A 23,699-nucleotide genomic window follows, 5' to 3' on the forward strand; every position below is an offset into this window, starting at 1 on the left:
GAGAAAAAAGGGATCGCCGTTTTATTTTTATCATTTAAAAGTCAGGCCTGACGCCCCCTCCATGTGTCAGTTTGCGTATACTTAAAACGTAATTATGTGACGGGCAAGGAAATCTGTTGTGGAAATGTCTTATAGCCGCGCCTTCTGGCGCAATTTTTTAGGCCAGTCGCCTGACTGGTACAAACTGACTCTTATTATTTTTCTGGTTATCAATCCTCTTATCTTTCTCGTGAGCCCGTTTGCCGCAGGCTGGTTACTGGTCGCCGAGTTCATCTTTACCCTGGCGATGGCGCTGAAATGTTATCCCCTGCTGCCGGGCGGCCTGCTGGCCTTTGAGGCGGTGGCGATCGGCATGACCAGCGCAGAGCATGTGAAAGAGGAGCTGGCGTCGAATCTGGAAGTGCTCCTGCTGCTGATGTTTATGGTGGCCGGGATCTACTTTATGAAGCAGCTGCTGCTGTTTATCTTCACCCGCCTGCTGCTGAGTATCCCCTCGAAAACGATGCTGTCGCTGGCCTTCTGCATCGCGGCCGCTTTTTTATCGGCCTTCCTCGATGCCCTGACGGTGGTGGCGGTGGTGATCAGCGTCGCCGTCGGCTTCTACGGGATCTATCACCGGGTGGCCTCCGCCCAGCCGGAAGATAACCTGCATGATGACAGCAAGGTTGATAACAAACAGCGCGAGGTGCTGGAGCAGTTTCGCGCCTTCCTGCGCAGCCTGATGATGCACGCCGGCGTGGGCACCGCGCTGGGTGGGGTGATGACCATGGTCGGCGAGCCGCAGAACCTGATCATCGCCAAAGCCGTGGGCTGGAACTTTACCGAGTTTTTCCTGCGGGTGGCCCCGGTCAGCGTGCCGGTGCTGGTGTGCGGCCTGCTGACCTGCTGGCTGGTGGAGAAATTCAGATGGTTTGGTTACGGCACCCTGCTCCCGACTCAGGTTCGCGAAGTATTGCAGCGTTACGATGATGAGAGCCGCAGCCAGCGGACCCGTCAACAGAAGCTGGCGTTGATTTTTCAGGGGATGATTGGCGTCTGGCTGATTATCGCCCTGGCGTTTCATCTGGCGGAGGTGGGGTTGATTGGCCTGTCGGTGATCATCCTGGCGACCTCCTTCACCGGCGTGACGGACGAGCACGCTATCGGCAAAGCCTTTACCGAAGCGCTGCCCTTTACTGCCCTGCTGGCGGTCTTTTTCGCGGTGGTGGCGGTAATAGTCGACCAGCAGCTGTTTGCGCCGATCATCCGCTACGTGCTACAGGCCGAGCAAGATGCCCAGCTGTCGCTCTTCTATCTGTTTAACGGCCTGCTGTCGGCTATCTCCGATAACGTGTTTGTCGGCTCGGTCTATATCAATGAGGCCAAAACCGCGCTACAGAGCGGGGCGATAAACCAGCAACAGTTTGAACTGCTGGCGGTAGCGATCAACACCGGGACCAACCTGCCCTCCGTCGCCACGCCAAACGGCCAGGCGGCGTTCCTGTTCCTGCTCACCTCGGCGCTGGCGCCGCTGATAAGACTCTCTTATGGCCGGATGGTGTGGATGGCTCTGCCCTATACGGTGGTATTAACCTGCGTCGGTTTGTTGTGCGTCAAAATTACCCTCATTCCTTTTACCCAATGGATGTTACAGACGGGTATACTGGCGACGCATTAAGTGAGTCAGCCGGGTAATTTATTACCCGGCTGCACTGACGAATGATAAATATCCGATTACGTTATATTTTGCGTGCCGAGACTGGCGCGCAAATTGTTTTCGTTTACACTGCGCTTTCTATACCTGTTCCAGGGAAATGATTATGTTGAAATTTTTGAACCAATGCTCGCGTGGACGCGGAGCGTGGTTGCTGTTGGCCCTGACCGCCTTCGCGCTCGAAATGGTGGCATTGTGGTTCCAGCATGTGATGTTGCTGAAGCCCTGTGTGTTGTGTATCTATGAACGCAGCGCGCTGTTTGGCGTGATGGGCGCAGGCCTGGTCGGCGCCATCGCGCCGAAAAGCCCGCTGCGCTACGGCGCGATTGCCATCTGGCTCTACAGCGCCGGAAAAGGCCTGCAGCTGGCCTGGGAGCACACCATGATCCAGCTGCATCCGTCGCCGTTTCAGACCTGCGATTTTGCCGCCCGCTTCCCGAGCTGGCTGCCGCTGGATAAGTGGCTGCCGCAGGTATTCGTGGCAAGCGGTGACTGCTCCGTGCGTCAGTGGGAGTTCCTGACCCTTGAGATGCCGCAGTGGCTGGTGGGCATTTTCGCCGCCTATCTGGTCGTAGCGCTGCTGGTGCTGATTGCCCAGCCGTTTAAACCGAAAAAACGCGATCTGTTTGGGCGCTAATGCCCGGCGGCGCTTCGCTTGCGCGGGCCTACGGTGTTGTAGGCCGGGTAAGCGCAGCGCCACCCGGCAATAAAAAACCCGCCGAGGCGGGTTTTTTATTATGCGCGGTTTGGGTGATTCATAATATGGTCTTCCCAGTCGCGCACCTCTGATTCCCGCACCGCAATGTGGCGCACAGAAATTCGCTCGCCGTGCATCGCCGCTTTAGAACCGGCCAGCAGCGGGTGCCACTTCGGCAGGTCTTTCCCTTCCGCCAGCAGACGATAGGCGCAGGTCGGCGGCAGCCATTCAAAGGTCGGCAGGTTATCGCGGGTCAACTTGATGCAGTCCGGCTCTAACTCGAAGCGGCGCTCGTAGTTTCGGCACTGGCAGGTTTTGATGTTCAGCTGATTGCAGGCGACGTTGGTGAAATAGATTTCGTCCGAGTCTTCATCCATCAGCTTATGCAGACAGCACTGCCCGCAGCCATCGCACAGCGATTCCCACTCGGCGTCGGTCATGTTGTCGAGAGTCTTGCTTTGCCAGAAAGGGATTTCGCTCATAAGGATGTCCACACGTCAAAATAAAGCGCACCTTATAACCAGTCTGGCACCTCGATGCAAGTTTTGCCGCCCAAAAGGGGCGGCAAGCGGGGATTACAGCACGCGGGTTTTCAGCGACAGGCCGTTAACGGCCACTTCCAGCTCGTCGCCGCCGGAGAGTGGACCCACCCCTTCCGGGGTGCCGGTGAGGATCACATCGCCCGGTTTGAGGGTGAAATAACGACTCATATAGGCAATCAGCGGCACAATCTTATGGATCATGTCGGCGGTGGTGCCCTGCTGACGCACCTCGCCGTTCACCTTCAGGCTCAGGGTGGTGTTCTGCGGATCGTCCTGAAACTCCGATACCGGGACAAATCCGGAGATCGGGCACGAGTTATCAAAACCTTTGGCTTTTTCCCACGGCTGGCCCGCTTTCTTCATTTTGCCCTGCACATCGCGCAGGGTCAGATCCAGCGCCACACCATAACCGGCAATCGCCTTCTGCACATGATCTTCAGAAGCCTGACGCAGCGTGGCGCCGATCAGCACCGCCAGCTCCACTTCGTGGTGAACCGAGCCAAGCCCCTGGGGTAATGCCAGCGGCTGGCGGATATCACAGAGCGCCGTTTCCGGTTTAATGAACAGCACCGGCTCGTCCGGAATCGCGCTTCCCATTTCCTGAATATGCTTTGCGTAATTACTTCCTACGCAGACGACTTTACTTACCGGATAATCCAGTAAGGCTCCTTGCCAGTTATGATGTTGATACATATACGTCCCCTGAACGGTTAATGTGACGCTGACAGATAATTCTTAAACTATTTTTTCCCCTGCGCCTCGAGATGCTGTTTGAGTAAATTCTCTTGCGGTGGAGGGAGTTGTAAATAATAGCCCTGTTCGGTCAATGCGGTTTTTACTTTTTCCAGATCGGCGTTGCTCAGCTGCTTACGCCCGTCGAGGGGCATGAGCATCACCAGCTGCGGCTTACCGAAGCTTTTCAGCAGTGCCTCAGGCACGCGGGAGAAATCGTCCTTTTTTTCGACATACAGGTAGGTCTGGTCGCGCTGGGTACTTCTGTAGATCACACAAAACATATATTTACTCTGAATTAAGCGGGAGGGTGACTTGCCTCAATATAATTGTGACTATAACATGCCTGATACTCTTCGGAATATCACGGCGCGCACGTCGTGGTAAAAGCAAATTGAGTAAGGCCAGGATGTCAAACACGCCCATCGAGCTTAAAGGCAGTAGCTTCACCTTATCAGTGGTTCATTTGCATGAAGCAAAACCCGAGGTTATTCGTCAGGCGTTAGAAGACAAAATCGCCCAGGCGCCCGCATTTCTGAAACATGCGCCCGTGGTCATCAACGTAAGCGGCCTCGAAGCGCCGGTTAACTGGCACCATTTGCAGCAGGCGGTCACCGCCACCGGCCTGCGAATTGTGGGCATCAGCGGCTGCAAAGACGCTGAACTGAAAGCCGAAATCGATCGGGCGGGTCTTCCGCTGCTGAACGAAGGCAAAGATAAAGCCCCACGCGCAGAGCCCCCTGCCCCACCTGAAGTCCCTGTTACTCCTGTCACAAAAACGCGATTGATTGATCTGCCGGTGCGTTCCGGTCAGCGCATTTATGCGCCAAACTGTGACCTGATTGTGACCAACCACGTCAGCGCGGGGGCGGAGCTGATTGCGGATGGCAATATCCATATTTATGGCTCAATGCGAGGCCGTGCGCTGGCGGGTGCCAGCGGCGATCGCGATGCGCAAATTTTTTGTACCCACCTGGAGGCGGAGCTGGTCTCCATCGCAGGTGTTTACTGGCTGAGTGATAACATCCCGGCCGAATTTTCTGGCAAAGCGGCACGTCTGCGCCTGGCAGACAACGCTTTGACCGTTCAACCGTTGAATTGATCCCTTTTTAACAAGGAATTTCTATGGCACGCATTATTGTTGTTACTTCGGGTAAAGGAGGCGTTGGCAAGACCACCTCCAGCGCGGCCATCGCTACTGGTTTGGCCCAGAAGGGAAAGAAAACCGTCGTTATTGATTTCGATATCGGCCTGCGTAACCTTGACCTGATTATGGGTTGTGAACGCCGCGTGGTGTACGATTTTGTGAACGTGATTCAGGGTGACGCCACGCTGAATCAGGCGATGATTAAAGATAAACGTACCGACAACCTTTATATTCTTCCCGCTTCGCAGACGCGCGACAAGGATGCGCTGACCCGTGAAGGCGTGGAAAAAGTGCTCGATGAGCTGAAAAAAATGGAGTTCGATTTCGTGGTCTGCGATTCACCGGCGGGCATCGAAACCGGCGCGCTGATGGCGCTCTACTTCGCCGATGAAGCCATCATCACCACCAACCCGGAAGTGTCGTCCGTGCGCGACTCCGACCGTATTTTAGGGATCCTCGCCTCGAAATCCCGCCGTGCGGAAAATGGCGAAGAACCGATTAAAGAGCACCTGTTGCTGACCCGTTATAATCCGGGTCGTGTCAATAAAGGTGATATGCTGAGTATGGAAGACGTGCTGGAGATCCTGCGCATCAAACTGGTTGGCGTCATCCCGGAAGATCAATCCGTGCTGCGCGCGTCTAACCAGGGTGAACCGGTTATCCTCGACGCTAACGCAGACGCCGGTAAAGCGTATGCGGACACGGTAGATCGTCTGCTCGGAGAAGAACGTCCTTTCCGCTTCATAGAAGAAGAGAAGAAAGGTTTCCTCAAACGCCTGTTCGGAGGATAAGTTATGGCATTACTGGACTTTTTTCTCTCGCGGAAAAAAAGCACCGCTAACATCGCAAAAGAGCGTCTGCAGATCATCGTGGCAGAACGCCGCCGCAGCGACGCGGAACCGCACTACCTGCCGCAGCTGCGTAAAGACATTCTGGAAGTGATCTGCAAGTATGTGCAGATTGACCCGGAAATGGTGACCGTACAGCTGGAGCAAAAGGACGGGGATATCTCGATTCTGGAGCTCAACGTGACCCTGCCGGAAGCGGAAGAGTCGCGTTCTTAACCGTGGTTGTTGCCGGGCGGCGCGACGCTTGCCCGGCCTACGGATTTGTAGCCCCGGCAAGCATCGCGCCGCCGGGGGTTACAGAGCCCAGTTACTGCGGATATTCTTCCAGCAACGCATTCAGGCGATCGGCCATCAGTTCTCCGCGCCAGCCTGCCATCAGTTCCGGCGTACCATTCTGCGGTTTCAGCTTCCAGTGCGCATTCAGCAGCTGGTTGATCTGACGACGTGAGGCCAGCAGCTCGGCGCTGACTTTACTTTCCGCCGCCACTTCCTGCACCAGGGCTTTGATCGCCTTAAACGCTTTGCGATAACCCGGCATATCCATCAGGTTTAACAGCGGCTGCGGCAATGCCTCTTCCGGCAACGCCTGCGCCTTCTCCACCAGCGCCAGCAGGGTTTTACCGTGGAAGCGGATCTCCGAACCGGAAAGCCCGATGCTGTCCAGCTCGCCCAGGCTACCCGGCATGTAACGCGCCACGGCCCACAGATGCTCTTCACGCACCACAAAGTTCACTGCCAGATCGCGCTCGCGCGCCTTACGCAGACGCCAGTCGGCCAGCAGCTGCAGACAGGCCAGCTGGCGGGTGCGCAGCTGCCAGGCATTGCTGATGTCGCGCCACGCCTCTTTCGGATCGGTGATCTCCTGACGACGCAGCTGCGTCATCCGGCACTCATTCAGGGCGGCAGGCAGCCAGCCGGAGGCTTCGGCCTCTTTCATCAGCTGACCGGCGATCGGCAGCAGGTAGAACACATCCGCCGCCGCGTAGTCGAGCTGGCGTTCCGTCAGCGGGCGAGCCAGCCAGTCGGTGCGGGACTCGCTCTTGTCGATCGCCAGCCCGGTGTACTCTTCCACCATGGCGGCAAAGCCCCAGGACAGCGGACGACCGGCAAAGGCGGCGAGGATCTGGGTGTCGATCAGCGGCTCCGGCATGATGCCGAAGGTATTAAGGAAAACTTCCAGATCTTCACTGCCGGCATGCAGATATTTGGTGATGGCGGTATTCAGCAGCAACTCGCGCATCGGCGCCCAGTCGGTGATCCCCAGCGGGTCGATAAGCGACACATTTTTTCCGTCATACATCTGGATCAGACCCAGCTGCGGGTAATAGGTGCGGGTCCGCACAAACTCGGTATCCAGCGCAATGGCGGGTGCGTCACGGGTGACATCGCACAGCGAAGCCAGCTCGTCGTTGGTGGTGATCATCTGGTAATTCAAATCATATTCTCTTTGGTTTGCGCCCATAAAAAAACGCCGGCATGGCCAGCGTCTTTGGGTGACTAACACGAAGCTCAGGCTTTATTGTCTACTTTGGCGCGCGCTTCGTCACGTAATTCTCGTCGTAATATCTTCCCGACGTTCGATTTGGGCAGTTCGTCGCGAAACTCCACCAGTTTCGGCACTTTGTAGCCGGTCAGCTGGCGACGGCAGAAGGTGATCAGCGCCTCTTCACTCAGGGACGGATCTTTTTTCACCACAAAGATTTTCACCGTTTCACCGCTGCTGCCCGCCGGAACACCTACTGCAGCCACTTCCAGCACGCCGTTGTGCTGCATCACTACGTCTTCGATCTCGTTCGGATAGACGTTGAACCCGGAGACCAGGATCATGTCTTTCTTGCGATCGACGATGCGCAGGAAACCTTCGTCATCCATCACCGCGATATCCCCGGTGTGCAGCCAGCCGTCCTTGATGATTTCATCGGTAGCATCCGGACGCTGCCAGTAGCCCAGCATCACCTGCGGCCCTTTCACGCACAGTTCACCCGGTTCACCATGCGCCACTTCGTTATCTTCATCATCCACCAGTTTGGCTTCGGTGGAGGGCACCGGCAGGCCGATGCTGCCGCTGTGGTAGTCGATATCGTGCGGGTTCACGCTCACCAGCGGGGCGCACTCGGTCAGGCCATAGCCCTCCAGCAGATACTGCCCGGTAAGTTTGACCCAACGCTCGGCCACCGCCTGCTGCACCGGCATCCCACCGCCCGCCGACAGATGCAGGGTGGAGAAGTCGAGCTGTTGGAACTCTTTGTTATTCAACAGCGCGTTAAACAGGGTGTTCACCCCGGTCATGGCGGTGAAAGGATATTTCGCCAGCTCTTTGACCAGCCCCGGAATATCGCGCGGGTTGGTGATCAGGACGTTCTGCCCGCCAAGCTCGATAAACAGCAGGCAGTTCATGGTCAGGGCGAAGATGTGATAGAGCGGCAGCGCGGTGATCACCAGCTCTTTGCCACGATGCAGCAGCGGCCCGTAGGTGGCGTTCACCTGCTCGAGGTTCGCCAGCATGTTGCGGTGGGTCAGCATCGCCCCTTTCGCCACCCCGGTGGTCCCCCCGGTGTACTGCAGGAAGGCCAGATCCTGCGGCACCAGTTCCGGTTTCACGTACTGCATGCGGTAGCCGTTGTGCAGCGCCCGGCGGAAGGAGATGGCGTCCGGCAGGTGATATTTAGGCACCAGACGTTTGACGTACTTGACGACGAAGTTCACCAGCGTCCCTTTGGCGGTGGAGAGCTGATCGCCCATCCGCGTCAGAATGACGTGTTTCACCTGGGTTTTGTCGACCACTTTCTCGAGGGTGTGCGCGAAGTTCGAGACAATCACAATTGCCGCTGCGCCGCTGTCGTTCAGCTGATGCTCCAGCTCGCGCGGGGTATACAGCGGGTTAACGTTAACCACGATCATCCCGGCGCGCAGAATGCCAAACAGCGCCACCGGATATTGCAGCAGGTTCGGCATCATCAGCGCGACCCGGTCGCCTTTTTTCAGGCCTAAACCCTGTTGCAGGTAGGCCGCAAACGCCCGGCTGCGCTCTTCCAGCTTACGGAAGGTCATCACCTCACCCATGTTCACAAACGCAGGCTGATCGGCGTAGCGCGTCACGGAGTTTTCAAACAGTTCAACCAGGGATTGATAACGGTCAGGATTGATCTCTGCAGGCACATCCGCAGGATAACGGTTAAGCCAAACCTTCTTCACTACATCACCTCTGAAATGCGTGTTCGTCGTCATCACAGCCCCGGTTAATAAACAAGTCGTTAACATAATATTAACTCAGCGTACCAGTTTATTAATTGTCCGGATTTAAGGTTGCGAAGCGCGTCACTATTTATTTTTGTTATAGCGATAAAAAAAACGAAACAGCGGCAGGGCCGCTGTTTCTTCTTCAGTCATAACAGATATTTACTCTGTTACCACCGTCCGAACCTGAGCCGGTCCGGGACCATAACCTGGCCAGCCGCCATAGCCGTAGCCATATCCATAGCGCCACGGATGCGGGCCCCAGTACCAGGGATCGATAGGCTGCGGCGGCATCACTACCTGCTGCACTACTCGCCAGCGTTTATAGCCGTTGGCCTGCAGGGTCATAAATTTATACGGCGTGTTGCCAATTTTGCCCTGCTCCGCGCCGGTGATGGTGCCGACGACGGTGACCAGCTGGCCACGGAAGTCTACCGGGTCGAGGAAACCGTTCACATCGGCATAGATGCGCCCGCGTGAGGCTTCACCCAACATCGGCCGCGCGCCGCTGTCCAGCGGAACGGTGGCAATTTCCAGACGGGTTTTCCCCTGCTGGTTCATCACCTCCACCACTTTGCCGCCAAAGCGTGCTTCCTGGCCGACGTACAGTTCCGGGGCGTTCATCACCCGGACCAGATCCTGCTGCGGTGTCGGGCTGCTGCCCTTGATCGCATCAGGGACAGAGACACATCCTGTTAATGCCAGGGCCAGCGCCCCGACGGTCAGCAGACGAACGACATATTTTTGAACCGCCATGATGCGACTCCTTTTTCTCAGGCTCTGATACTGAGATTCACTCCCGGCCCGGAAGTTTCTTCCACGCTACGGTGTTTCGCAAATAAACCGGCTCGGCCTTCTCGACCGCCACGGTGTTTCCTGCGGCCAGCAGCTGACGGGCGATAGGCAGCATATCTTCGGCGGCAGGCAGCAGCACCTTGCCGTCCACCAGGGTCAGACCGCTGTCGTTTGCCATCGCTGGCCACGCCGGCCAGCCGGTCCCGACGGTCGCCCACTCACCGGAAAGCTGCTTCATGCGCTCGCCTGCCGCTTCCGGCGTGAGCACGGCTTCGCTCTCTTCACCGTGCCAGACGCCCTGCTCATCGCGGGTGTACTCCGCCCAGTAGACTTCGCCCATCCGGGCGTCAATGGCGGCCAGCACGCGGGTGGCACCGGTGTTGCGCCAGGCGCCCTCAGCCATGGTGGCGAGGGTCGAAACGCCAATCATCGGCAGTTCGGCGCCCAGCGCCAGCCCCTGGGCAATGCCAATACCGATGCGCACGCCGGTAAAGCTGCCGGGGCCGCGGCCATAAGCCAGAGCATCGAGGTTATTCAGGGAGGTGTTGCCCTCGGTGAGGATCATCTTCACCAAAGGCAGGATACGTTGGGTATGTTCCCGGGGGCACTCTTCGAAATGAGCACAGAGTTTACCGTCGTTCCACAGGGCAACAGAGCAGGCCTCTGTGGCGGTATCAATAGCCAGAATTCGCATGTGTTGTCGCGCTCTCGCAAGGGTCAGTCACAAAAAGGCGCGCATTTTAACACACCCGTCAGCAAATTACTCCGACTGAGACGCCGCCAGGAAACGCACCGCGCGATCGATATCCCGGGTGCGCGGTGCCGGCGGCAGGCTGGCGATAAAGGTGGCCCCGTAAGGACGCATCACCAGACGGTTATCGCAGATCACCAGCACCCCGCGATCGTCCACGTCGCGGATCAGACGGCCCACGCCCTGTTTGAGGGTGATGACCGCGTCAGGGAGCTGCACCTCGTCGAAGGGATCGCCCCCGCGCAGACGGCAATCTTCCATCCGCGCCTTCAGCAGCGGATCGTCCGGCGAAGTGAAGGGCAGCTTGTCGATGATCACCAGCGACAGAGCGTCGCCGCGCACGTCCACCCCTTCCCAGAAGCTGCTGGTCGCCACCAGCAGGGCATTCCCCGCGGTGACAAACTGCTGCAGAAGCTGGCCTTTGCTGGTTTCACCCTGCAACAGCACCGGCAGGGTCATGGTGGCGCGGAACTGCTCCGCCAGATCGCGCATCATGGCGTGGGAGGTACAGAGCATAAAGCAGCGGCCGTTGTTGGCCTCGATCATCGGCTTGAGCATGGCCGCCAGATGACGGGCGGCGCCGGGCTGATTAGGCATCGGCAGATTGCGCGGGACGCAGAGCAGCGCCTGGGTGGCATAATCAAACGGGCTCGGCAACAGCAGGGATTTGGCCTCTGCGATACCAAGACGTTCGGTGAAGTGGTGCAGATCGTCGTTTACCGACAGCGTGGCGGAGGTAAAAATCCAGCTGCCCGGCTTCTGCGCCATCACTTCCTGGAACTTATCGGCCACGGTGAGCGGCGTCAGCGCGAGGGTAAAATGGCGCGAGTTGCATTCGTACCAGTAGCTGTAGCCCGGCTGGTTAAACGCCTTCAGCCGTTTCAGGCGGGCGCGGTACAGGGTGGCGCGCTCGAAGGCGGCATCCAGCAGCGCCGAGCGCCCCAGGGAGAGCTTCGCCACGTCGTAGCAGAGCTCAAGGGCATCATCGAGCAGCAGCAGCGCGCGCTGGATATGCTGATCGGCAAGCAGTTCGCGCAGATTGCCGCGATAGCCTGGCTCCCCGAGCTGCATGCGGAAATCCTGCGTGCTTTGCGCCAGTCGGTCGGCGCACTTCTGCAGCTGCTGGGTATCTTTCAGTTCAGTGCGGTAAGCGATGGTAAAATCTTTCGCCAGGTCCAGCAGCTGACGGCTGGAGAGGGGCTGGCCGAAGTACTGGCTGGCGATATCCGGGAGCTGATGGGCTTCATCGAAGATCAGGACGTCGGCCTCGGGGATCAGCTCGCCAAAGCCGCTCTCTTTCACCACCATATCCGCCAGGAACAGGTGGTGGTTGACCACCACTACGTCGGCATCCATCGCCGTTTTACGCGCTTTGACCACAAAGCAGTCTTTGTACAGCGGGCAGTCGCTGCCGAGGCAGTTGTCGTTAGTGCTGGTGACCAGCGGCCAGGCGGCGGAGTCTTCGGCCACGCTGGCGCAGGTGCTGATATCCCCGTCGAGGGTCTGGTTGGCCCAGCTGCGCAGGATGATCACGTCGCTGAGGGTCTGTACCGGCAGATCGCCCCCCGCCAGCACCTGCTGTTCGAGACGTTCAATACAGAGGTAGTTGGAGCGCCCTTTCAGCAGGGCCAGACGGCCTTTATATTTCAGGGCCTTAGCTACGGTGGGCAGATCGCGGCTGTAGAGCTGATCCTGCAACGCCTTTGAGCCGGTGGAGATGATCACTTTCTTTTTGGCGCGCAGCGCGGGCGCGAGGTAGGCATAGGTTTTACCGGTGCCGGTGCCCGCTTCCACCACCAGCGGCTGGGCGCTGTCGATCGCATCGGCCACCGCGTGCGCCATCTGACGCTGCGGCTCGCGCGGCTTAAAGCCTGGAATTGCCTTTGCTAACTGTCCGTCTGCTGCGAAATCGTCTGCCACTCTGCCCCCTGTATTTTTGCACAGGGGATTATGTCAGGCCGCTCGCCCTGGCGCCAGTCGAGAGTGACGCAGGCAAAACAATATGGCAGTCTTGCCTGCTGAAACAGACACTCACGAGGAAACGTATATGACAATTGTGCGCATTGATGCCGAAGCCCGCTGGTCAGATGTAGTGATCCACAACCAGACCCTGTACTACACCGGCGTACCGGCGAATCTCGACGCCGACGCGTATGAGCAGACCGCCAATACCCTGGCGCAGATCGACGCGGTGCTGGAAAAACAGGGCAGCGATAAGTCCCGCATTCTGGATGCGACTATCTTCCTGGCCAATAAAGACGATTTTGCGGCGATGAACAAAGCCTGGGATGAGTGGGTCGTGGCAGGTCACGCGCCTGTACGCTGCACGGTACAGGCGGCGCTGATGAAACCGCAGTATAAGGTTGAAATTAAGATTATCGCCGCGGTGTAAGGGCGTTACTCTTCTTCATCCTCATCTTCAAAACGCGCCACGATCCGCTCGCCGGTATGGGTGGCGCGCAGCTCTTCTGCCACCTGGGAAATAGCCTGTCCGCTGCTCATCCCCTGGGACATCAGCTCCTGAATACGCTCGACGGCCTTTTGCTGCTGGTCGTGGCTCAGTGAAGGTAAACCTGCAAACATCGTCAACTCCTGCTAAATTATCAGCGCTAATTATTTCACGCTGCCCGGTAGTCTACCACCCATGAACCCGTTATCCCCCACTGTTTTGACATTACCCTGGCGTCCTGACGCCGCAGAATTCTGGTTTGCGCCAATAAGTCATCTGCCGTGGGCGATGCTGCTGCATTCTGGTCATGCGGATCATCCTTACAGCCGCTTTGACATTCTGGTGGCCGACCCGCGCACCACGCTGGTGACCCACGGGGTGGATACGCTGATCGACGGGGTTCACTCTGACGCCTGTCCGCTGAGTCTGCTTCAGCAGGCCATTGATGAGATGGGCCTGCCCTGCACGCCGGACCCGGACCTGCCCTTCCAGGGCGGCGCGCTGGGGTTGTTCGGCTACGACCTCGGCCGCCGCTTTGAGCAGCTGCCGGAACGGGCCTGGCGCGATATCACCCTGGCGGACATGGCCGTGGGTCTTTACGACTGGGCGATCCTGGTCGATCATCACCGCCAGCAGGTGTCGCTGGTCTGTCATGGCGATGCTGAAGCCCGCCTGGCGTGGCTTGAATCGCGACGCGCGCCCGCGAATGTGCCCGCGTTCCGGCTGACCTCCGGCTGGCAGGCCAATATGACCGCGGCGGAGTATCATGAAAAATTCGATCGTGTGCAGGCGTTTCTGCACAGCGGCGACTGCTATCAGGTCAATCTGGCCCAGCGTTTCCAGGCCCGCTATGAAGGGGACGAATGGCAGGCCTTTACCCGACTGAATGCGAGCAACCGCGCTCCGTTCAGCGCCTTTTTGCGCCTCGACGAGGGGGCGATCCTCAGCCTGTCGCCGGAGCGTTTTATCCATCTGGCGGATGGCACTATCCAGACCCGCCCGATCAAAGGCACCCTGCCGCGCCTCGCGGATGCGGATGCCGATCGCCAGCAGGCGGAGAAGCTCGCCGCCTCGCCGAAAGACAGAGCCGAAAACCTGATGATTGTCGATCTGATGCGCAACGACATTGGCCGGGTAGCGGAGCCGGGGAGCGTGCGGGTGCCGGAGCTGTTCGTGGTTGAGCCTTTCCCGGCCGTGCATCACCTGGTGAGCACCATTACCGCCCGGCTGCCGCCAGCGCAGACCGCGTGCGATCTACTGCGCGCCGCCTTCCCGGGCGGCTCGATCACCGGCGCGCCAAAAGTGCGGGCAATGGAGATCATCGACGAGCTGGAACCCCATCGTCGTAACGCCTGGTGCGGCAGCATCGGCTATCTCAGCCTGTGCGGCGGCATGGACACCAGCATCACTATTCGCACCCTGACGGCGGTGGCCGGGCAGATCTACTGTTCCGCAGGCGGCGGGATCGTGGCTGACAGCCAGGCCGCGGCGGAATATCAGGAAACCTTTGATAAAGTGAATCGTATTCTGCAACAACTGGAGCGCTAACTGGTGAATACCCACGACCTGACCCTCGACAATTTTTTATCGCGTTTTCAGCTTCTGCGCCCGCAGGTGAACAGCACGTCGCTGAACCAGCGTCAGGCGGCGGTATTGATCCCGGTGGTGCGCCGGGAGCAGCCGGGCCTGCTGTTGACCCGGCGCTCGGCGAAGCTGCGCAAGCATGCCGGTCAGGTGGCCTTTCCCGGCGGCGCGGTGGACAGCACCGACGCCTCGTTAATTGCCGCCGCCCTGCGTGAAGCCGAGGAAGAGGTGGCTATCCCGCCGCACAAGGTCGAGGTGATTGGCGTCCTGCCGCCGGTAGACAGCGTGACCGGTTTTCAGGTGACCCCGGTAGTGGGCATTATCCCGCCGGATCTGCACTATCACGCCAGCGAAGACGAAGTGGAGTCGGTGTTCGAAATGCCGCTGGCGGAAGCCCTGCGTCTGGGCCGTTATCATCCGCTCGATATTCATCGTCGTGGCCACGATCATCGGGTGTGGTTATCCTGGTATGAGCATTATTTTGTCTGGGGCATGACGGCAGGAATTATTCGTGAGCTGGCGCTGCAGATCGGCCTGAAACCTTGACTATACTTTACATTCGCCCTTTTTTTGTACCTTTGCGATCCGCCTCCCGCTATTAGTTTATCCCGCCTCAGGCATTAGTTTAATTCATGTGAATAGTTGAGCTGACGGCGGGCTTCCCTCTTACACTATGCGAAGTTATTACATCGTTACTGGAAACCCGGTAACCCTGTCAGGAGTGTTAAAGTGATTAGTATATTCGACATGTTCAAAGTGGGGATTGGTCCCTCTTCTTCCCACACTGTAGGGCCGATGAAGGCCGGTAAACAGTTCGTCGATGACCTGGTCGAAAAAGGATTACTGGACAGCATTACCCGCGTGGCCGTGGACGTTTACGGTTCACTGTCGTTAACGGGTAAAGGCCACCACACCGATATCGCCATTATTATGGGTCTGGCCGGAAATATGCCGGACACCGTAGATATTGACGCCATTCCGGCGTTTATCCGCGACGTGGAAACGCGCGGTCGTCTGCTGCTGGCGAATGGCCGGCAGGAAGTGGACTTCCCACAGGACGACGGCATGCGTTTTCGCAGCGACAATCTCTCGTTGCATGAAAACGGGATGCAGATCCACGCCTTCAGCGGCGACAAAGTGGTCTACAGCAAAACTTATTACTCCATCGGCGGTGGCTTTATTGTCGACGAAGAGCATTTCGGCCAGGACGCGACGGGCGACGTGAACGTGCCTTACCCGTTCAAGTCGGCGAAAGAGATGCTGGATTACTGCCACGAGACCGGCCTGTCCCTCTCCGGCATGGTGATGCAGAACGAACTGGCGCTGCACAGCAAGAAAGAGATTGAAGACTATTTTGCTAACGTCTGGCAGACCATGCGCGCCTGTATCGATCGCGGTATCAATACCGAAGGCGTGTTGCCGGGCCCGCTGCGCGTACCGCGTCGCGCCTCTGCCCTGCGCCGGATGCTGGTCACCACCGACAAATATTCCAACGATCCGATGAACGTCATCGACTGGGTGAACATGTTTGCCCTGGCGGTAAACGAAGAGAACGCCGCCGGTGGCCGCGTGGTAACGGCTCCCACCAACGGTGCCTGCGGTATCGTTCCGGCGGTACTGGCCTACTACGATCACTTTATCGAATCGGTGAGCCCGGATATCTATATTCGTTACTTCCTCGCCGCGGGCGCGGTGGGCGCGCTCTATAAGATGAACGCCTCCATCTCCGGTGCAGAAGTGGGATGTCAGGGTGAAGTGGGCGTGGCCTGCTCAATGGCGGCGGCCGGTCTGGCAGAGCTGCTGGGCGCCAGCCCGGAACAGGTGTGCGTGGCTGCGGAGATTGGCATGGAGCATAACCTCGGTCTGACCTGCGACCCGGTTGCAGGCCAGGTACAGGTACCTTGTATCGAACGTAACGCCATTGCTTCGGTGAAAGCGATCAACGCCTCGCGGATGGCGATGCGCCGCACCAGCGAACCACGCGTTTCGCTGGATAAGGTGATCGAAACCATGTATGAAACCGGCAAAGACATGAACGCCAAATACCGTGAGACCTCCCGCGGCGGCCTGGCCATCAAGGTGCAGTGCGACTAATCCTCTGACGGCGCCACTGCGACTTTTGTCTTTCATACCTCTTTCGCCCATCTGATACGGATGGGCGAATTTTATGCACTTTTCTCGTTACCTGAAATAATGCCCACTACACTACCTGAGTTGCCACGGGCATCCGCGTGGCTCTTCAGGTGGCCGTGGCATGCAAACAGCTCACAGGATAATTAAAAATTATCGCCGCAAACGGATCATCGTCTGCCTGGTGCTGTCACTTTCCACCCTTGTTTGCACGCTCATTATCGGCTTTATTTCGCAGCGCAATTTAAATCAGCAGTCTACCGCCGCCTTCGTATCGCATGCTGTCGAGACGCTGGATAAGATCCTCCAGCCGCTGGAGACCGGGCGCGACGTGGTACAGCCGCTGATCGGCCTGCCCTGCGTGGAGGTCAATTTCTTATTGCGCAAACAGGCCGCTTCCCTGCAAACCGTACGCTCGATTGGCCTGATTAAGGACGGTATCCTCTACTGCTCCAGCATGTTCGGTAACCGCGACATTCCCATCAGCCAGCTCCAGCCCCGACTGCCCGCGTCTCAGCCTTTATTGCTTCTCACCTCCGACCACGCCCTGCTGAAAGGCAGCCCGGTGCTTATCCAGTGGTATCCGGTGCCCGGCCAGAGCGACGACGGGGTGATGGAGATTGTGAATATCGATCTCATTGCCAGGCTACTTCTGGAGCCCCAGCTGCCGATCATCAACGACGTCAATCTCAGCGTGGGCGGTAAACATCTGAACCATGAGCGCCAGCTCTCAGACGCGCTGGTATTTGACAGTGACGAAACGGTGTATCAGCAGGCCTCCGGCAATTTCCCGTTCACCATTACCGTTAACGGCCCTGGCCCGACGGATCTGGCGCTGAAAAACCTCCCGTCGCAGCTGCCGCTGGCGGTGATATTCACCATGCTGGTGGGCTATATCGCCTGGCTTGCCACGGCCAGTCGCATGAGCTTCACCCGGGAGATTAATTACGGGCTTGCTGCCGGTGAGTTTGAGCTGTTTTGCCAGCCGCTGATCGATGCCAAAAAACAGGATTGCGTCGGGGTTGAGATCCTTCTGCGCTGGAATAATCCGCGGCAGGGATGGATCGCCCCGGATATTTTTATCCCGCTGGCGGAGGAGCATAACCTGATTGTCCCCCTGACCCGCTACGTGCTGATCGAAACCGTCAGCCAGCTGGCAATATTTCCGCCCGCGCCGGGATTTCATATTGGCATCAACGTGGCGGCCAAACATTTTCGCGACGGGGTGCTTCTCCACGATCTGAATCACGTCTGGTTCAGCGCCGCCCCCCCGCAGCAGCTGGTGATAGAGCTCACCGAGCGCGATACCCTGCTGGAGATGGATTACAACATCGTGGAGGCACTGCATCAGAAAGGGGTCAAGCTGGCGATCGATGATTTCGGCACCGGCAACAGCTCGCTGTCGTGGCTGGAGAAACTCAATCCGGAAGTGTTGAAAATTGATAAATCCTTCACCGCCGCGATTGGCACCGATGCCGTTAACTCGACGGTGACGGATATTATTATTGCCCTGGCCCAGCGTCTGAACATTGAGCTGGTGGCCGAAGGGGTGGAAACCTGCGACCAGGCGAAGCATCTTCGCCTGCACGGTGTCGAAATTCTGCAGGGGTTCCTGTATGCGCGGCCCATGCCGCTGCGGGATTTCCCGCAGTGGCTGGCGGAGAGTTCACCTCCGCCACCCCCTCACAGCGGGAACATGATGCCGTCACTACCCTGATTACTCTTCTTCGTCGTGGGCAGACTGCTCTTTAACAATGCGCACCAGGTCAACGCGGTAATCATTGGCGGTCACGATCGTGATCTTCAGCGGCGGTAATTCAAGCACATCACCGCTACGCGGGATCTGACCGTTAACGGCGATCACCAGACCGGCTACCGTCGCGATATCATCGTCATGGTTGGTCAGATGTTCCAGACCGAGCGTATGTTGCAGCGCATGCAGGTCGGTGGTGCCTTTTACCAGCCAGCCGTCACCATCATTGATGATTTCCGGCGTTTCGTCGGCATCCGGGAACTCACCGGCAATGGCTTCCAGTACGTCCAGCGGCGTCACCAGGCCCTGCACCACGCCAAACTCGTTGGTCACGATAACAAAGCTACCCCGGGCACGGCGCAGCACGCCAAGCAGGTTGATCGGGTCGAGGGTTTCCGGCACCACGATGGCAGGCGACGCGGCAGCGATAGCTTCCACATTGGCACCCTCTTCCAGCGCCACCAGCATCTCTTTGGCACGCACAATGCCGATGATCTCATCCAGCTCACCGCGACAGACCGGGAACAGGCTGTGCGGGGAGGAGAGCAGTTGCTGGCGGATTTCTTCCACACTCAGGCTGGCATCGACCCAGCTGATCTCGCCGCGCGGGGTCATGATCCCGCGCAGGGAGCGCGAGGCCAGCGACAGCACGCCGTTGATCATATAACGCTCTTCTTCCACAAAGGCACCTTCGGGTACCGGCACCGGAGCATGGTTGTCGCTGTCCTGCTGCGCTTTGGCTTCACGACGGCCGCCCATCAGACGCAGAATCGCATCAGCGGTACGGGCACGTAGCGGCTGGTTCGACTGCTGGCGAATAAAGTTGCGGCGGGCAATCTGGTTAAACATCTCTATAATGATCGAGAAACCAATTGCAGCGTACAGATAGCCTTTCGGAATATGGAAGCCGAAACCTTCTGCCACCAGGCTCAGACCAATCATCAGCAGGAAGCTCAGACAGAGCACCACCACGGTCGGATGCTGGTTGACGAATCGTGTCAACGGCTTCGAGGCGAGCAACATCACCGCCATCGCAATGACCACGGCGGCCATCATCACCGGCAGATGGTTCACCATGCCGACAGCGGTAATCACCGCGTCGAGGGAGAAGACGGCGTCCAGCACTACAATTTGCAGAACCACCACCCAGAAGCTGGCGTAGCCTTTACCGTGTCCGTCGTCATGCTGGCGATTTTCCAGCCGTTCATGGAGTTCGGTTGTGGCCTTGAAGAGCAGGAATATACCCCCCAGCAGCATGATCAGGTCACGCCCTGAGAAGGTGAAATCGAATGCGGTGAACAGCGGTTGCGTCAGCGTCACCATCCAGGAGATGACCGACAGCAGCGCAAGACGCATGATCAGCGCCAGTGACAGGCCGATTAAGCGTGCTTTATCCCGTTGTTTAGGCGGAAGTTTGTCCGCAAGGATGGCAATAAACACCAGGTTATCGATGCCGAGTACGATCTCAAGCACCACCAGCGTGAGCAATCCCACCCAGATCTGCGGGTCCATTAAGAATTCCATGACAAGCTCCTGCTAAAGGAATGGCAAAACGGCGCCGCGATAGATTCGGGCGAAGCGGTAAAAGGCGTAAACAGTGAGTGGCGCGAATCGCCGGTAAGGCTGGCCAGAATTGGCCGGGTGTGTGACTGGCGTCGGTGACGGTCCATACAGTGGGCTGCTGCCCAATACTCCTGACAAGTAAACGGACGCTAAACATATCAGAGACATGGGCTTTATGGCAAAGATTTACTTTCCTTTGCAAACAGATGTTTCAGCGCTTTTTTTGATCACAGAAATATCTCATTGGCTTAGGCTAAATTACGGATCTTCATCACATAAATTATTTTTTCACTGTCTAAAATAAATCGCGTAAGACTGAGTGAGTTGAACTCTAACCCTTATCTGAATCGATTCGTTCTTTCGAAGAAGATCACTAATGTCCTGACGCGTTTTGGGCATTAACGATAATAAAAGGAGGTAGCAAGTGACTATTGCTATTGTTATAGGCACACATGGTTGGGCTGCAGAGCAGTTACTTAAAACCGCAGAAATGCTTTTAGGCGAACAGGAAAACGTCGGCTGGATCGATTTCGTTCCCGGTGAAAACGCCGAGACACTGATAGAGAAATACACGGCTCAACTGTCCAGACTGGACACCAGCAGCGGCGTATTGTTCCTTGTTGACACATGGGGTGGCAGCCCGTTTAACGCCGCCAGCCGCATTGTGGTCGATAAAGAGCAGCATGAGGTGGTCGCCGGGGTCAATATTCCGATGCTGGTTGAAACCCTGATGGCACGCGACGACAACCCGAGCTTTGACGAGCTGGTTGCGTTGGCGGTTGAAACCGGTCGCGAAGGCGTGAAAGCGCTGAAAGCGAAACCGGTCGAAGTCGCGAAACCCGCGCCGGTTGCCGCAGCCGCTGCTAAACCCGCCGCCCCGCTTAAGCCAATGGGCCCGAACGATTACATGCAGATTGGCCTTGCCCGTATCGACGACCGTCTGATCCACGGTCAGGTCGCGACGCGCTGGACCAAAGAGACCAACGTCCAGCGCATCATCGTAGTCAGCGATGAAGTGGCCGCCGATACGGTCCGTAAAACCCTCCTTACCCAGGTGGCCCCACCGGGCGTAACCGCCCACGTGGTAGACGTCGCCAAAATGATCCGCGTTTATAACAACCCGAAATATGCGGGCGAACGCATCATGCTGTTGTTTACCAATCCGACAGACGTGGAACGCGTTGTCGAAGGCGGCGTGAACATCAAGTCCGTCAACATTGGGGGTATGGCGTTCCGCCAGGGTAAAACTCAGGTGAACAACGCGATTTCAGTCGATGAGAAGGATATTGAAGCCTTTAACAAGCTGAATGCACGCGGCATTGAACTGGAGGCCCGTAAGGTTTCCACCGACCAGAAACTGAAAATGATGGATTTGATCGGCAAAGTCGGGAAATAACCCCGCGCTGATTTTTCACATAAAGCTTATGTCATAGGAGAAGTACAATGGAGATTACCACTCTTCAGATTGTGCTGGTGTTCATCGTCGCTTGTATAGCGGGTATGGAATCCGTACTTGATGAATTTCAGTTTCACCGTCCGCTGGTTGCCTGTACGTTAATCGGCGCCGTTCTCGGGGATATGAAAACCGGTATCATCATCGGTGGTACCCTGGAAATGATCGCCCTCGGCTGGATGAACATCGGTGCTGCGGTTGCACCGGATGCGGCGCTCGCCTCCATTATCTCTACCGTGCTGGTTATCGCCGGCCATCAAAATATCGGTGCCGGTATCGCGCTGGCTATCCCGCTGGCGGCTGCGGGCCAGGTTCTGACCATTATCGTGCGTACCATTACCGTTGCCTTCCAGCATGCGGCTGATAAGGCGGCGGAGAATGGCAACCTGACGGCGCTCTCGTGGCTCCACGTCTCGTCCCTGTTCCTGCAGGCGATGCGTATTGCTATCCCGGCGGTTATCGTGGCAATTTCTGTCGGCACCAGCGAAGTCCAGAGCATGCTGAACGCCATTCCAGAGGTCGTTACCGGTGGTCTGAACATCGCCGGCGGCATGATCGTGGTGGTTGGTTATGCGATGGTCATTAACATGATGCGCGCAGGCTACCTGATGCCGTTCTTCTACCTCGGCTTTGTTACCGCGGCATTTACCAACTTCAACCTGGTAGCACTGGGCGTGATTGGTGCGGTCATGGCTATCCTCTACATCCAGCTGAGCCCGAAATATAACCGCGTAGCCGGTGGTGCACAGGTTGCTGGTAATAACGATCTCGATAACGAACTGGACTAGCAGGTGAGCGACATGGTTGATATGACTAAAACTACCCCTCAGAAAAAACTGACTCCAGGGGATATTCGTGGCGTGTTCATCCGTTCAAACCTGTTCCAGGGTTCATGGAACTTCGAACGTATGCAGGCGCTGGGCTTCTGCTTCTCAATGGTACCGGCGATCAAACGTCTGTACCCGGAAAATAACGAAGCGCGTCGCCAGGCGATTAAGCGTCACCTGGAATTCTTCAACACCCACCCTTACGTTGCGGCCCCGGTACTGGGCGTTACGCTGGCGATGGAGGAGCAGCGTGCGAACGGTGCCGAAATCGACGATGGTGCTATTAACGGTATCAAAGTCGGTCTGATGGGACCGCTGGCAGGCGTCGGTGACCCGATCTTCTGGGGTACCGTGCGTCCGGTCTTCGCGGCGCTGGGGGCGGGTATCGCCATGAGCGGCAGCCTGCTCGGTCCTCTGCTGTTCTTTATCCTGTTTAACGTAGTGCGTCTGGCGACCCGTTACTACGGCGTCGCTTACGGCTACCGTAAGGGCGTGGATATCGTTCAGGACATGGGCGGCGGCTTCCTGCAGAAACTGACTGAGGGGGCGTCAATCCTCGGCCTGTTTGTGATGGGGGCGCTGGTAAACAAGTGGACGCACGTCAACATTCCGCTGGTGGTGTCAACCATCACCGGTCAGGATGGTCAGACTCGCGTAACCACCGTGCAAACCATCCTTGACCAGCTGATGCCGGGCCTGGTGCCGCTGCTGTTGACCTTCGCCTGTATGTGGCTGCTGCGTAAGAAAGTGAATGCGCTGTGGATTATCGTCGGCTTCTTCGTTATCGGTATCGTGGGTTACGCTATCGGTCTGCTGGGTCTGTAAGTTTTCACTGAATACACCGGGGGCATGTATGCCCCCGTTTTTTTATCCGGAGGATGAATGACGGTCACGGACATCGTACTGGTTGTCTTTATTGTTGCCCTTCTGGCGTATGCCATCTACGACGAATTGATCATGCCGCGCCGCAACGGCCCTACCTTGCTCACTATCCCCCTGCTGCGTCGCGGTCGCGTCGATGCCGTGATCTTCGCCGGCCTGCTGATGATCCTGATTTATAACAACGTCATGAGCCAGGGTGCGTTATTAACCACATGGTTATTATGTGTTCTGGCATTAATGGCGTTTTATCTGTTCTGGATGCGGGTGCCGAAAATAATCTTCAAATCCAGTGGATTCTTTTTCGCCAATGTCTGGATAGAATATAACCGTATTAAAGAGATGAATTTATCGGAAGACGGCGTATTGGTGATGCAACTGGAACAGCGACGCCTGCTTATCCGGGTGAAGAATATTGAAGACCTGGAGAAGATATACAAATTACTCGTTAAAACTCAGTAAGATAAAATAATAGCACTGGCTATATTTTGACGAAAAAATTACCCTGTCATATAGCCAAAGCTATATTTTCTGCGTGAATACACGCCATATTATTAACGTTATTTTCACATCAAAATCTAAATGAAAATCGTTATCAACCAGCCGGGAGAATAATACT

The 23,699-nt window shown here is 57.1% G+C and carries 25 protein-coding genes; 14 read left to right on the forward strand and 11 right to left on the reverse strand.

From position 1 onward, the window contains the following. The first annotated feature begins 118 nt into the window (after positions 1 to 118). Together nhaB and dsbB are read left to right on the forward strand one after the other, a co-directional pair. The gene (nhaB, locus tag ES815_RS23190; RefSeq protein ID WP_142489917.1) at positions 119 to 1,657 is read left to right on the forward strand and encodes a sodium/proton antiporter NhaB; all 1,539 of its coding nucleotides are present in this window, start codon (positions 119 to 121) and stop codon (positions 1,655 to 1,657) included. Positions 1,658 to 1,799: 142 nt separating this feature from the next. Next, entirely contained in the window at positions 1,800 to 2,330 is a 531-nt protein-coding gene (gene dsbB / locus ES815_RS23195; protein WP_142489918.1) for a disulfide bond formation protein DsbB, read from the forward strand. 98 nt (positions 2,331 to 2,428) lie between these two features. Here dsbB and ES815_RS23200 read toward each other — a convergent pair whose 3' ends face one another. The 3 genes from ES815_RS23200 to ES815_RS23210 form a co-directional block, all read right to left on the reverse strand. Then, positions 2,429 to 2,872, reverse strand: coding sequence for a YcgN family cysteine cluster protein (locus tag ES815_RS23200; protein ID WP_142489919.1), 444 nt, complete (start codon positions 2,870 to 2,872; stop codon positions 2,429 to 2,431). Between the two features lie 93 nt (positions 2,873 to 2,965). Next, positions 2,966 to 3,625: a fumarylacetoacetate hydrolase family protein gene (locus ES815_RS23205; RefSeq protein WP_142489920.1), complete on the reverse strand. Its 660-nt coding sequence runs from the start codon at positions 3,623 to 3,625 to the stop codon at positions 2,966 to 2,968. Positions 3,626 to 3,672: 47 nt separating this feature from the next. After that, entirely contained in the window at positions 3,673 to 3,948 is a 276-nt protein-coding gene (locus tag ES815_RS23210) for a YcgL domain-containing protein (protein WP_142489921.1), read from the reverse strand. A 125-nt stretch (positions 3,949 to 4,073) separates the two neighbouring features. Here ES815_RS23210 and minC point away from each other — a divergent pair, with 125 nt between their 5' ends. The 3 genes from minC to minE are packed head-to-tail and all read left to right on the forward strand — an operon-like array spanning position 4,074 to position 5,875. After that, positions 4,074 to 4,766, forward strand: a complete 693-nt coding sequence (gene minC, locus ES815_RS23215; RefSeq protein WP_142489922.1) for a septum site-determining protein MinC — start codon at positions 4,074 to 4,076, stop codon at positions 4,764 to 4,766. Positions 4,767 to 4,789: 23 nt separating this feature from the next. After that, complete coding sequence (minD, locus tag ES815_RS23220; protein ID WP_142489923.1) at positions 4,790 to 5,602, forward strand: septum site-determining protein MinD; 813 nt, start codon at positions 4,790 to 4,792, stop codon at positions 5,600 to 5,602. Between the two features lie 3 nt (positions 5,603 to 5,605). After that, positions 5,606 to 5,875 carry a cell division topological specificity factor MinE gene (gene minE / locus ES815_RS23225; protein ID WP_032611475.1) on the forward strand — a complete coding sequence of 90 codons (270 nt, stop codon included), beginning with the start codon at positions 5,606 to 5,608 and terminating at the stop codon, positions 5,873 to 5,875. A 91-nt stretch (positions 5,876 to 5,966) separates the two neighbouring features. Here minE and rnd read toward each other — a convergent pair whose 3' ends face one another. The 5 genes from rnd to ES815_RS23250 all read right to left on the reverse strand — a co-directional run bounded on the left by rnd (position 5,967) and on the right by ES815_RS23250 (position 12,362). Continuing rightward, entirely contained in the window at positions 5,967 to 7,094 is a 1,128-nt protein-coding gene (rnd, locus tag ES815_RS23230) for a ribonuclease D (protein ID WP_142489924.1), read from the reverse strand. Between the two features lie 74 nt (positions 7,095 to 7,168). Next, a complete protein-coding gene (gene fadD / locus ES815_RS23235; RefSeq protein WP_142489925.1) occupies positions 7,169 to 8,854 on the reverse strand; it encodes a long-chain-fatty-acid--CoA ligase FadD in 1,686 nt (561 codons plus the stop codon). A 204-nt stretch (positions 8,855 to 9,058) separates the two neighbouring features. Further along, positions 9,059 to 9,652, reverse strand: a complete 594-nt coding sequence (locus ES815_RS23240) for a Slp family lipoprotein (protein WP_142489926.1) — start codon at positions 9,650 to 9,652, stop codon at positions 9,059 to 9,061. A gap of 37 nt (positions 9,653 to 9,689) precedes the next feature. After that, entirely contained in the window at positions 9,690 to 10,385 is a 696-nt protein-coding gene (gene tsaB, locus ES815_RS23245) for a tRNA (adenosine(37)-N6)-threonylcarbamoyltransferase complex dimerization subunit type 1 TsaB (protein WP_142489927.1), read from the reverse strand. A 66-nt stretch (positions 10,386 to 10,451) separates the two neighbouring features. Beyond that, a complete protein-coding gene (locus ES815_RS23250) occupies positions 10,452 to 12,362 on the reverse strand; it encodes an ATP-dependent DNA helicase (RefSeq protein WP_142489928.1) in 1,911 nt (636 codons plus the stop codon). 127 nt (positions 12,363 to 12,489) lie between these two features. Between ES815_RS23250 and ES815_RS23255 the strand changes: the two genes are divergently transcribed. Beyond that, complete coding sequence (locus tag ES815_RS23255) at positions 12,490 to 12,834, forward strand: RidA family protein (RefSeq protein ID WP_142489929.1); 345 nt, start codon at positions 12,490 to 12,492, stop codon at positions 12,832 to 12,834. A 5-nt stretch (positions 12,835 to 12,839) separates the two neighbouring features. Here the strand turns inward: ES815_RS23255 and ES815_RS23260 are convergent, their stop codons facing one another. Beyond that, complete coding sequence (locus ES815_RS23260; RefSeq protein ID WP_142489930.1) at positions 12,840 to 13,025, reverse strand: YoaH family protein; 186 nt, start codon at positions 13,023 to 13,025, stop codon at positions 12,840 to 12,842. A gap of 61 nt (positions 13,026 to 13,086) precedes the next feature. Between ES815_RS23260 and pabB the strand changes: the two genes are divergently transcribed. The 4 genes from pabB (at position 13,087) to ES815_RS23280 (ending at position 18,322) form a co-directional block, all read left to right on the forward strand. Next, a complete protein-coding gene (gene pabB, locus ES815_RS23265; protein ID WP_142489931.1) occupies positions 13,087 to 14,439 on the forward strand; it encodes an aminodeoxychorismate synthase component 1 in 1,353 nt (450 codons plus the stop codon). A 3-nt stretch (positions 14,440 to 14,442) separates the two neighbouring features. Continuing rightward, positions 14,443 to 15,021: a CoA pyrophosphatase gene (locus ES815_RS23270; RefSeq protein WP_142489932.1), complete on the forward strand. Its 579-nt coding sequence runs from the start codon at positions 14,443 to 14,445 to the stop codon at positions 15,019 to 15,021. 183 nt (positions 15,022 to 15,204) lie between these two features. Next, positions 15,205 to 16,569, forward strand: a complete 1,365-nt coding sequence (gene sdaA, locus ES815_RS23275; RefSeq protein WP_142489933.1) for an L-serine ammonia-lyase — start codon at positions 15,205 to 15,207, stop codon at positions 16,567 to 16,569. A gap of 160 nt (positions 16,570 to 16,729) precedes the next feature. Next, positions 16,730 to 18,322 (forward strand): EAL domain-containing protein, encoded by a 1,593-nt coding sequence (locus ES815_RS23280; RefSeq protein WP_142489934.1) that lies wholly within the window; start codon positions 16,730 to 16,732, stop codon positions 18,320 to 18,322. Here the strand turns inward: ES815_RS23280 and yoaE are convergent, their stop codons facing one another. Together yoaE and ES815_RS24180 are read right to left on the reverse strand one after the other, a co-directional pair. After that, positions 18,323 to 19,882, reverse strand: coding sequence for a CNNM family cation transport protein YoaE (gene yoaE, locus ES815_RS23285; RefSeq protein WP_142489935.1), 1,560 nt, complete (start codon positions 19,880 to 19,882; stop codon positions 18,323 to 18,325). It lies immediately after the preceding gene. After that, complete coding sequence (locus tag ES815_RS24180) at positions 19,870 to 20,028, reverse strand: protein YoaL (protein ID WP_374049295.1); 159 nt, start codon at positions 20,026 to 20,028, stop codon at positions 19,870 to 19,872. Before ES815_RS24180 ends, yoaE begins: the two co-directional genes overlap by 13 nt. A 317-nt stretch (positions 20,029 to 20,345) precedes the next feature. Between ES815_RS24180 and manX the strand changes: the two genes are divergently transcribed. From manX to ES815_RS23305, 4 genes are read left to right on the forward strand one after another with little or no spacing between them, the layout of a single operon-like run. Further along, positions 20,346 to 21,317, forward strand: coding sequence for a PTS mannose transporter subunit IIAB (gene manX / locus ES815_RS23290; protein WP_142489936.1), 972 nt, complete (start codon positions 20,346 to 20,348; stop codon positions 21,315 to 21,317). A 47-nt stretch (positions 21,318 to 21,364) separates the two neighbouring features. After that, complete coding sequence (locus ES815_RS23295; RefSeq protein WP_142489937.1) at positions 21,365 to 22,162, forward strand: PTS mannose/fructose/sorbose transporter subunit IIC; 798 nt, start codon at positions 21,365 to 21,367, stop codon at positions 22,160 to 22,162. 12 nt (positions 22,163 to 22,174) lie between these two features. Next, positions 22,175 to 23,026, forward strand: coding sequence for a PTS mannose transporter subunit IID (locus ES815_RS23300; protein WP_039030789.1), 852 nt, complete (start codon positions 22,175 to 22,177; stop codon positions 23,024 to 23,026). Positions 23,027 to 23,083: 57 nt separating this feature from the next. After that, complete coding sequence (locus ES815_RS23305; protein WP_142489938.1) at positions 23,084 to 23,542, forward strand: DUF986 family protein; 459 nt, start codon at positions 23,084 to 23,086, stop codon at positions 23,540 to 23,542. The last annotated feature ends 157 nt before the right edge of the window (positions 23,543 to 23,699 follow it).

Origin of the sequence: Leclercia adecarboxylata, from assembly GCF_006874705.1 — a bacterium.
Classification (GTDB): domain Bacteria; phylum Pseudomonadota; class Gammaproteobacteria; order Enterobacterales; family Enterobacteriaceae; genus Enterobacter; species Enterobacter adecarboxylatus_C.

Coding starts and splice junctions, on each gene's coding strand:
- dsbB (WP_142489918.1), top strand. CDS start 1,800: ATGTTGAAATTTTTGAACCAATGCTCGCGTGGACGCGGAGCGTGGTTG.
- ES815_RS23200 (WP_142489919.1), bottom strand. CDS start 2,872: ATGAGCGAAATCCCTTTCTGGCAAAGCAAGACTCTCGACAACATGACC.
- ES815_RS23205 (WP_142489920.1), bottom strand. CDS start 3,625: ATGTATCAACATCATAACTGGCAAGGAGCCTTACTGGATTATCCGGTA.
- ES815_RS23210 (WP_142489921.1), bottom strand. CDS start 3,948: ATGTTTTGTGTGATCTACAGAAGTACCCAGCGCGACCAGACCTACCTG.
- minC (WP_142489922.1), top strand. CDS start 4,074: ATGTCAAACACGCCCATCGAGCTTAAAGGCAGTAGCTTCACCTTATCA.
- minD (WP_142489923.1), top strand. CDS start 4,790: ATGGCACGCATTATTGTTGTTACTTCGGGTAAAGGAGGCGTTGGCAAG.
- minE (WP_032611475.1), top strand. CDS start 5,606: ATGGCATTACTGGACTTTTTTCTCTCGCGGAAAAAAAGCACCGCTAAC.
- ES815_RS23240 (WP_142489926.1), bottom strand. CDS start 9,652: ATGGCGGTTCAAAAATATGTCGTTCGTCTGCTGACCGTCGGGGCGCTG.
- tsaB (WP_142489927.1), bottom strand. CDS start 10,385: ATGCGAATTCTGGCTATTGATACCGCCACAGAGGCCTGCTCTGTTGCC.
- ES815_RS23255 (WP_142489929.1), top strand. CDS start 12,490: ATGACAATTGTGCGCATTGATGCCGAAGCCCGCTGGTCAGATGTAGTG.
- ES815_RS23260 (WP_142489930.1), bottom strand. CDS start 13,025: ATGTTTGCAGGTTTACCTTCACTGAGCCACGACCAGCAGCAAAAGGCC.
- pabB (WP_142489931.1), top strand. CDS start 13,087: ATGAACCCGTTATCCCCCACTGTTTTGACATTACCCTGGCGTCCTGAC.
- ES815_RS23280 (WP_142489934.1), top strand. CDS start 16,730: ATGCAAACAGCTCACAGGATAATTAAAAATTATCGCCGCAAACGGATC.
- yoaE (WP_142489935.1), bottom strand. CDS start 19,882: ATGGAATTCTTAATGGACCCGCAGATCTGGGTGGGATTGCTCACGCTG.
- ES815_RS24180 (WP_374049295.1), bottom strand. CDS start 20,028: ATGGACCGTCACCGACGCCAGTCACACACCCGGCCAATTCTGGCCAGC.
- ES815_RS23295 (WP_142489937.1), top strand. CDS start 21,365: ATGGAGATTACCACTCTTCAGATTGTGCTGGTGTTCATCGTCGCTTGT.
- ES815_RS23300 (WP_039030789.1), top strand. CDS start 22,175: ATGGTTGATATGACTAAAACTACCCCTCAGAAAAAACTGACTCCAGGG.
- ES815_RS23305 (WP_142489938.1), top strand. CDS start 23,084: ATGACGGTCACGGACATCGTACTGGTTGTCTTTATTGTTGCCCTTCTG.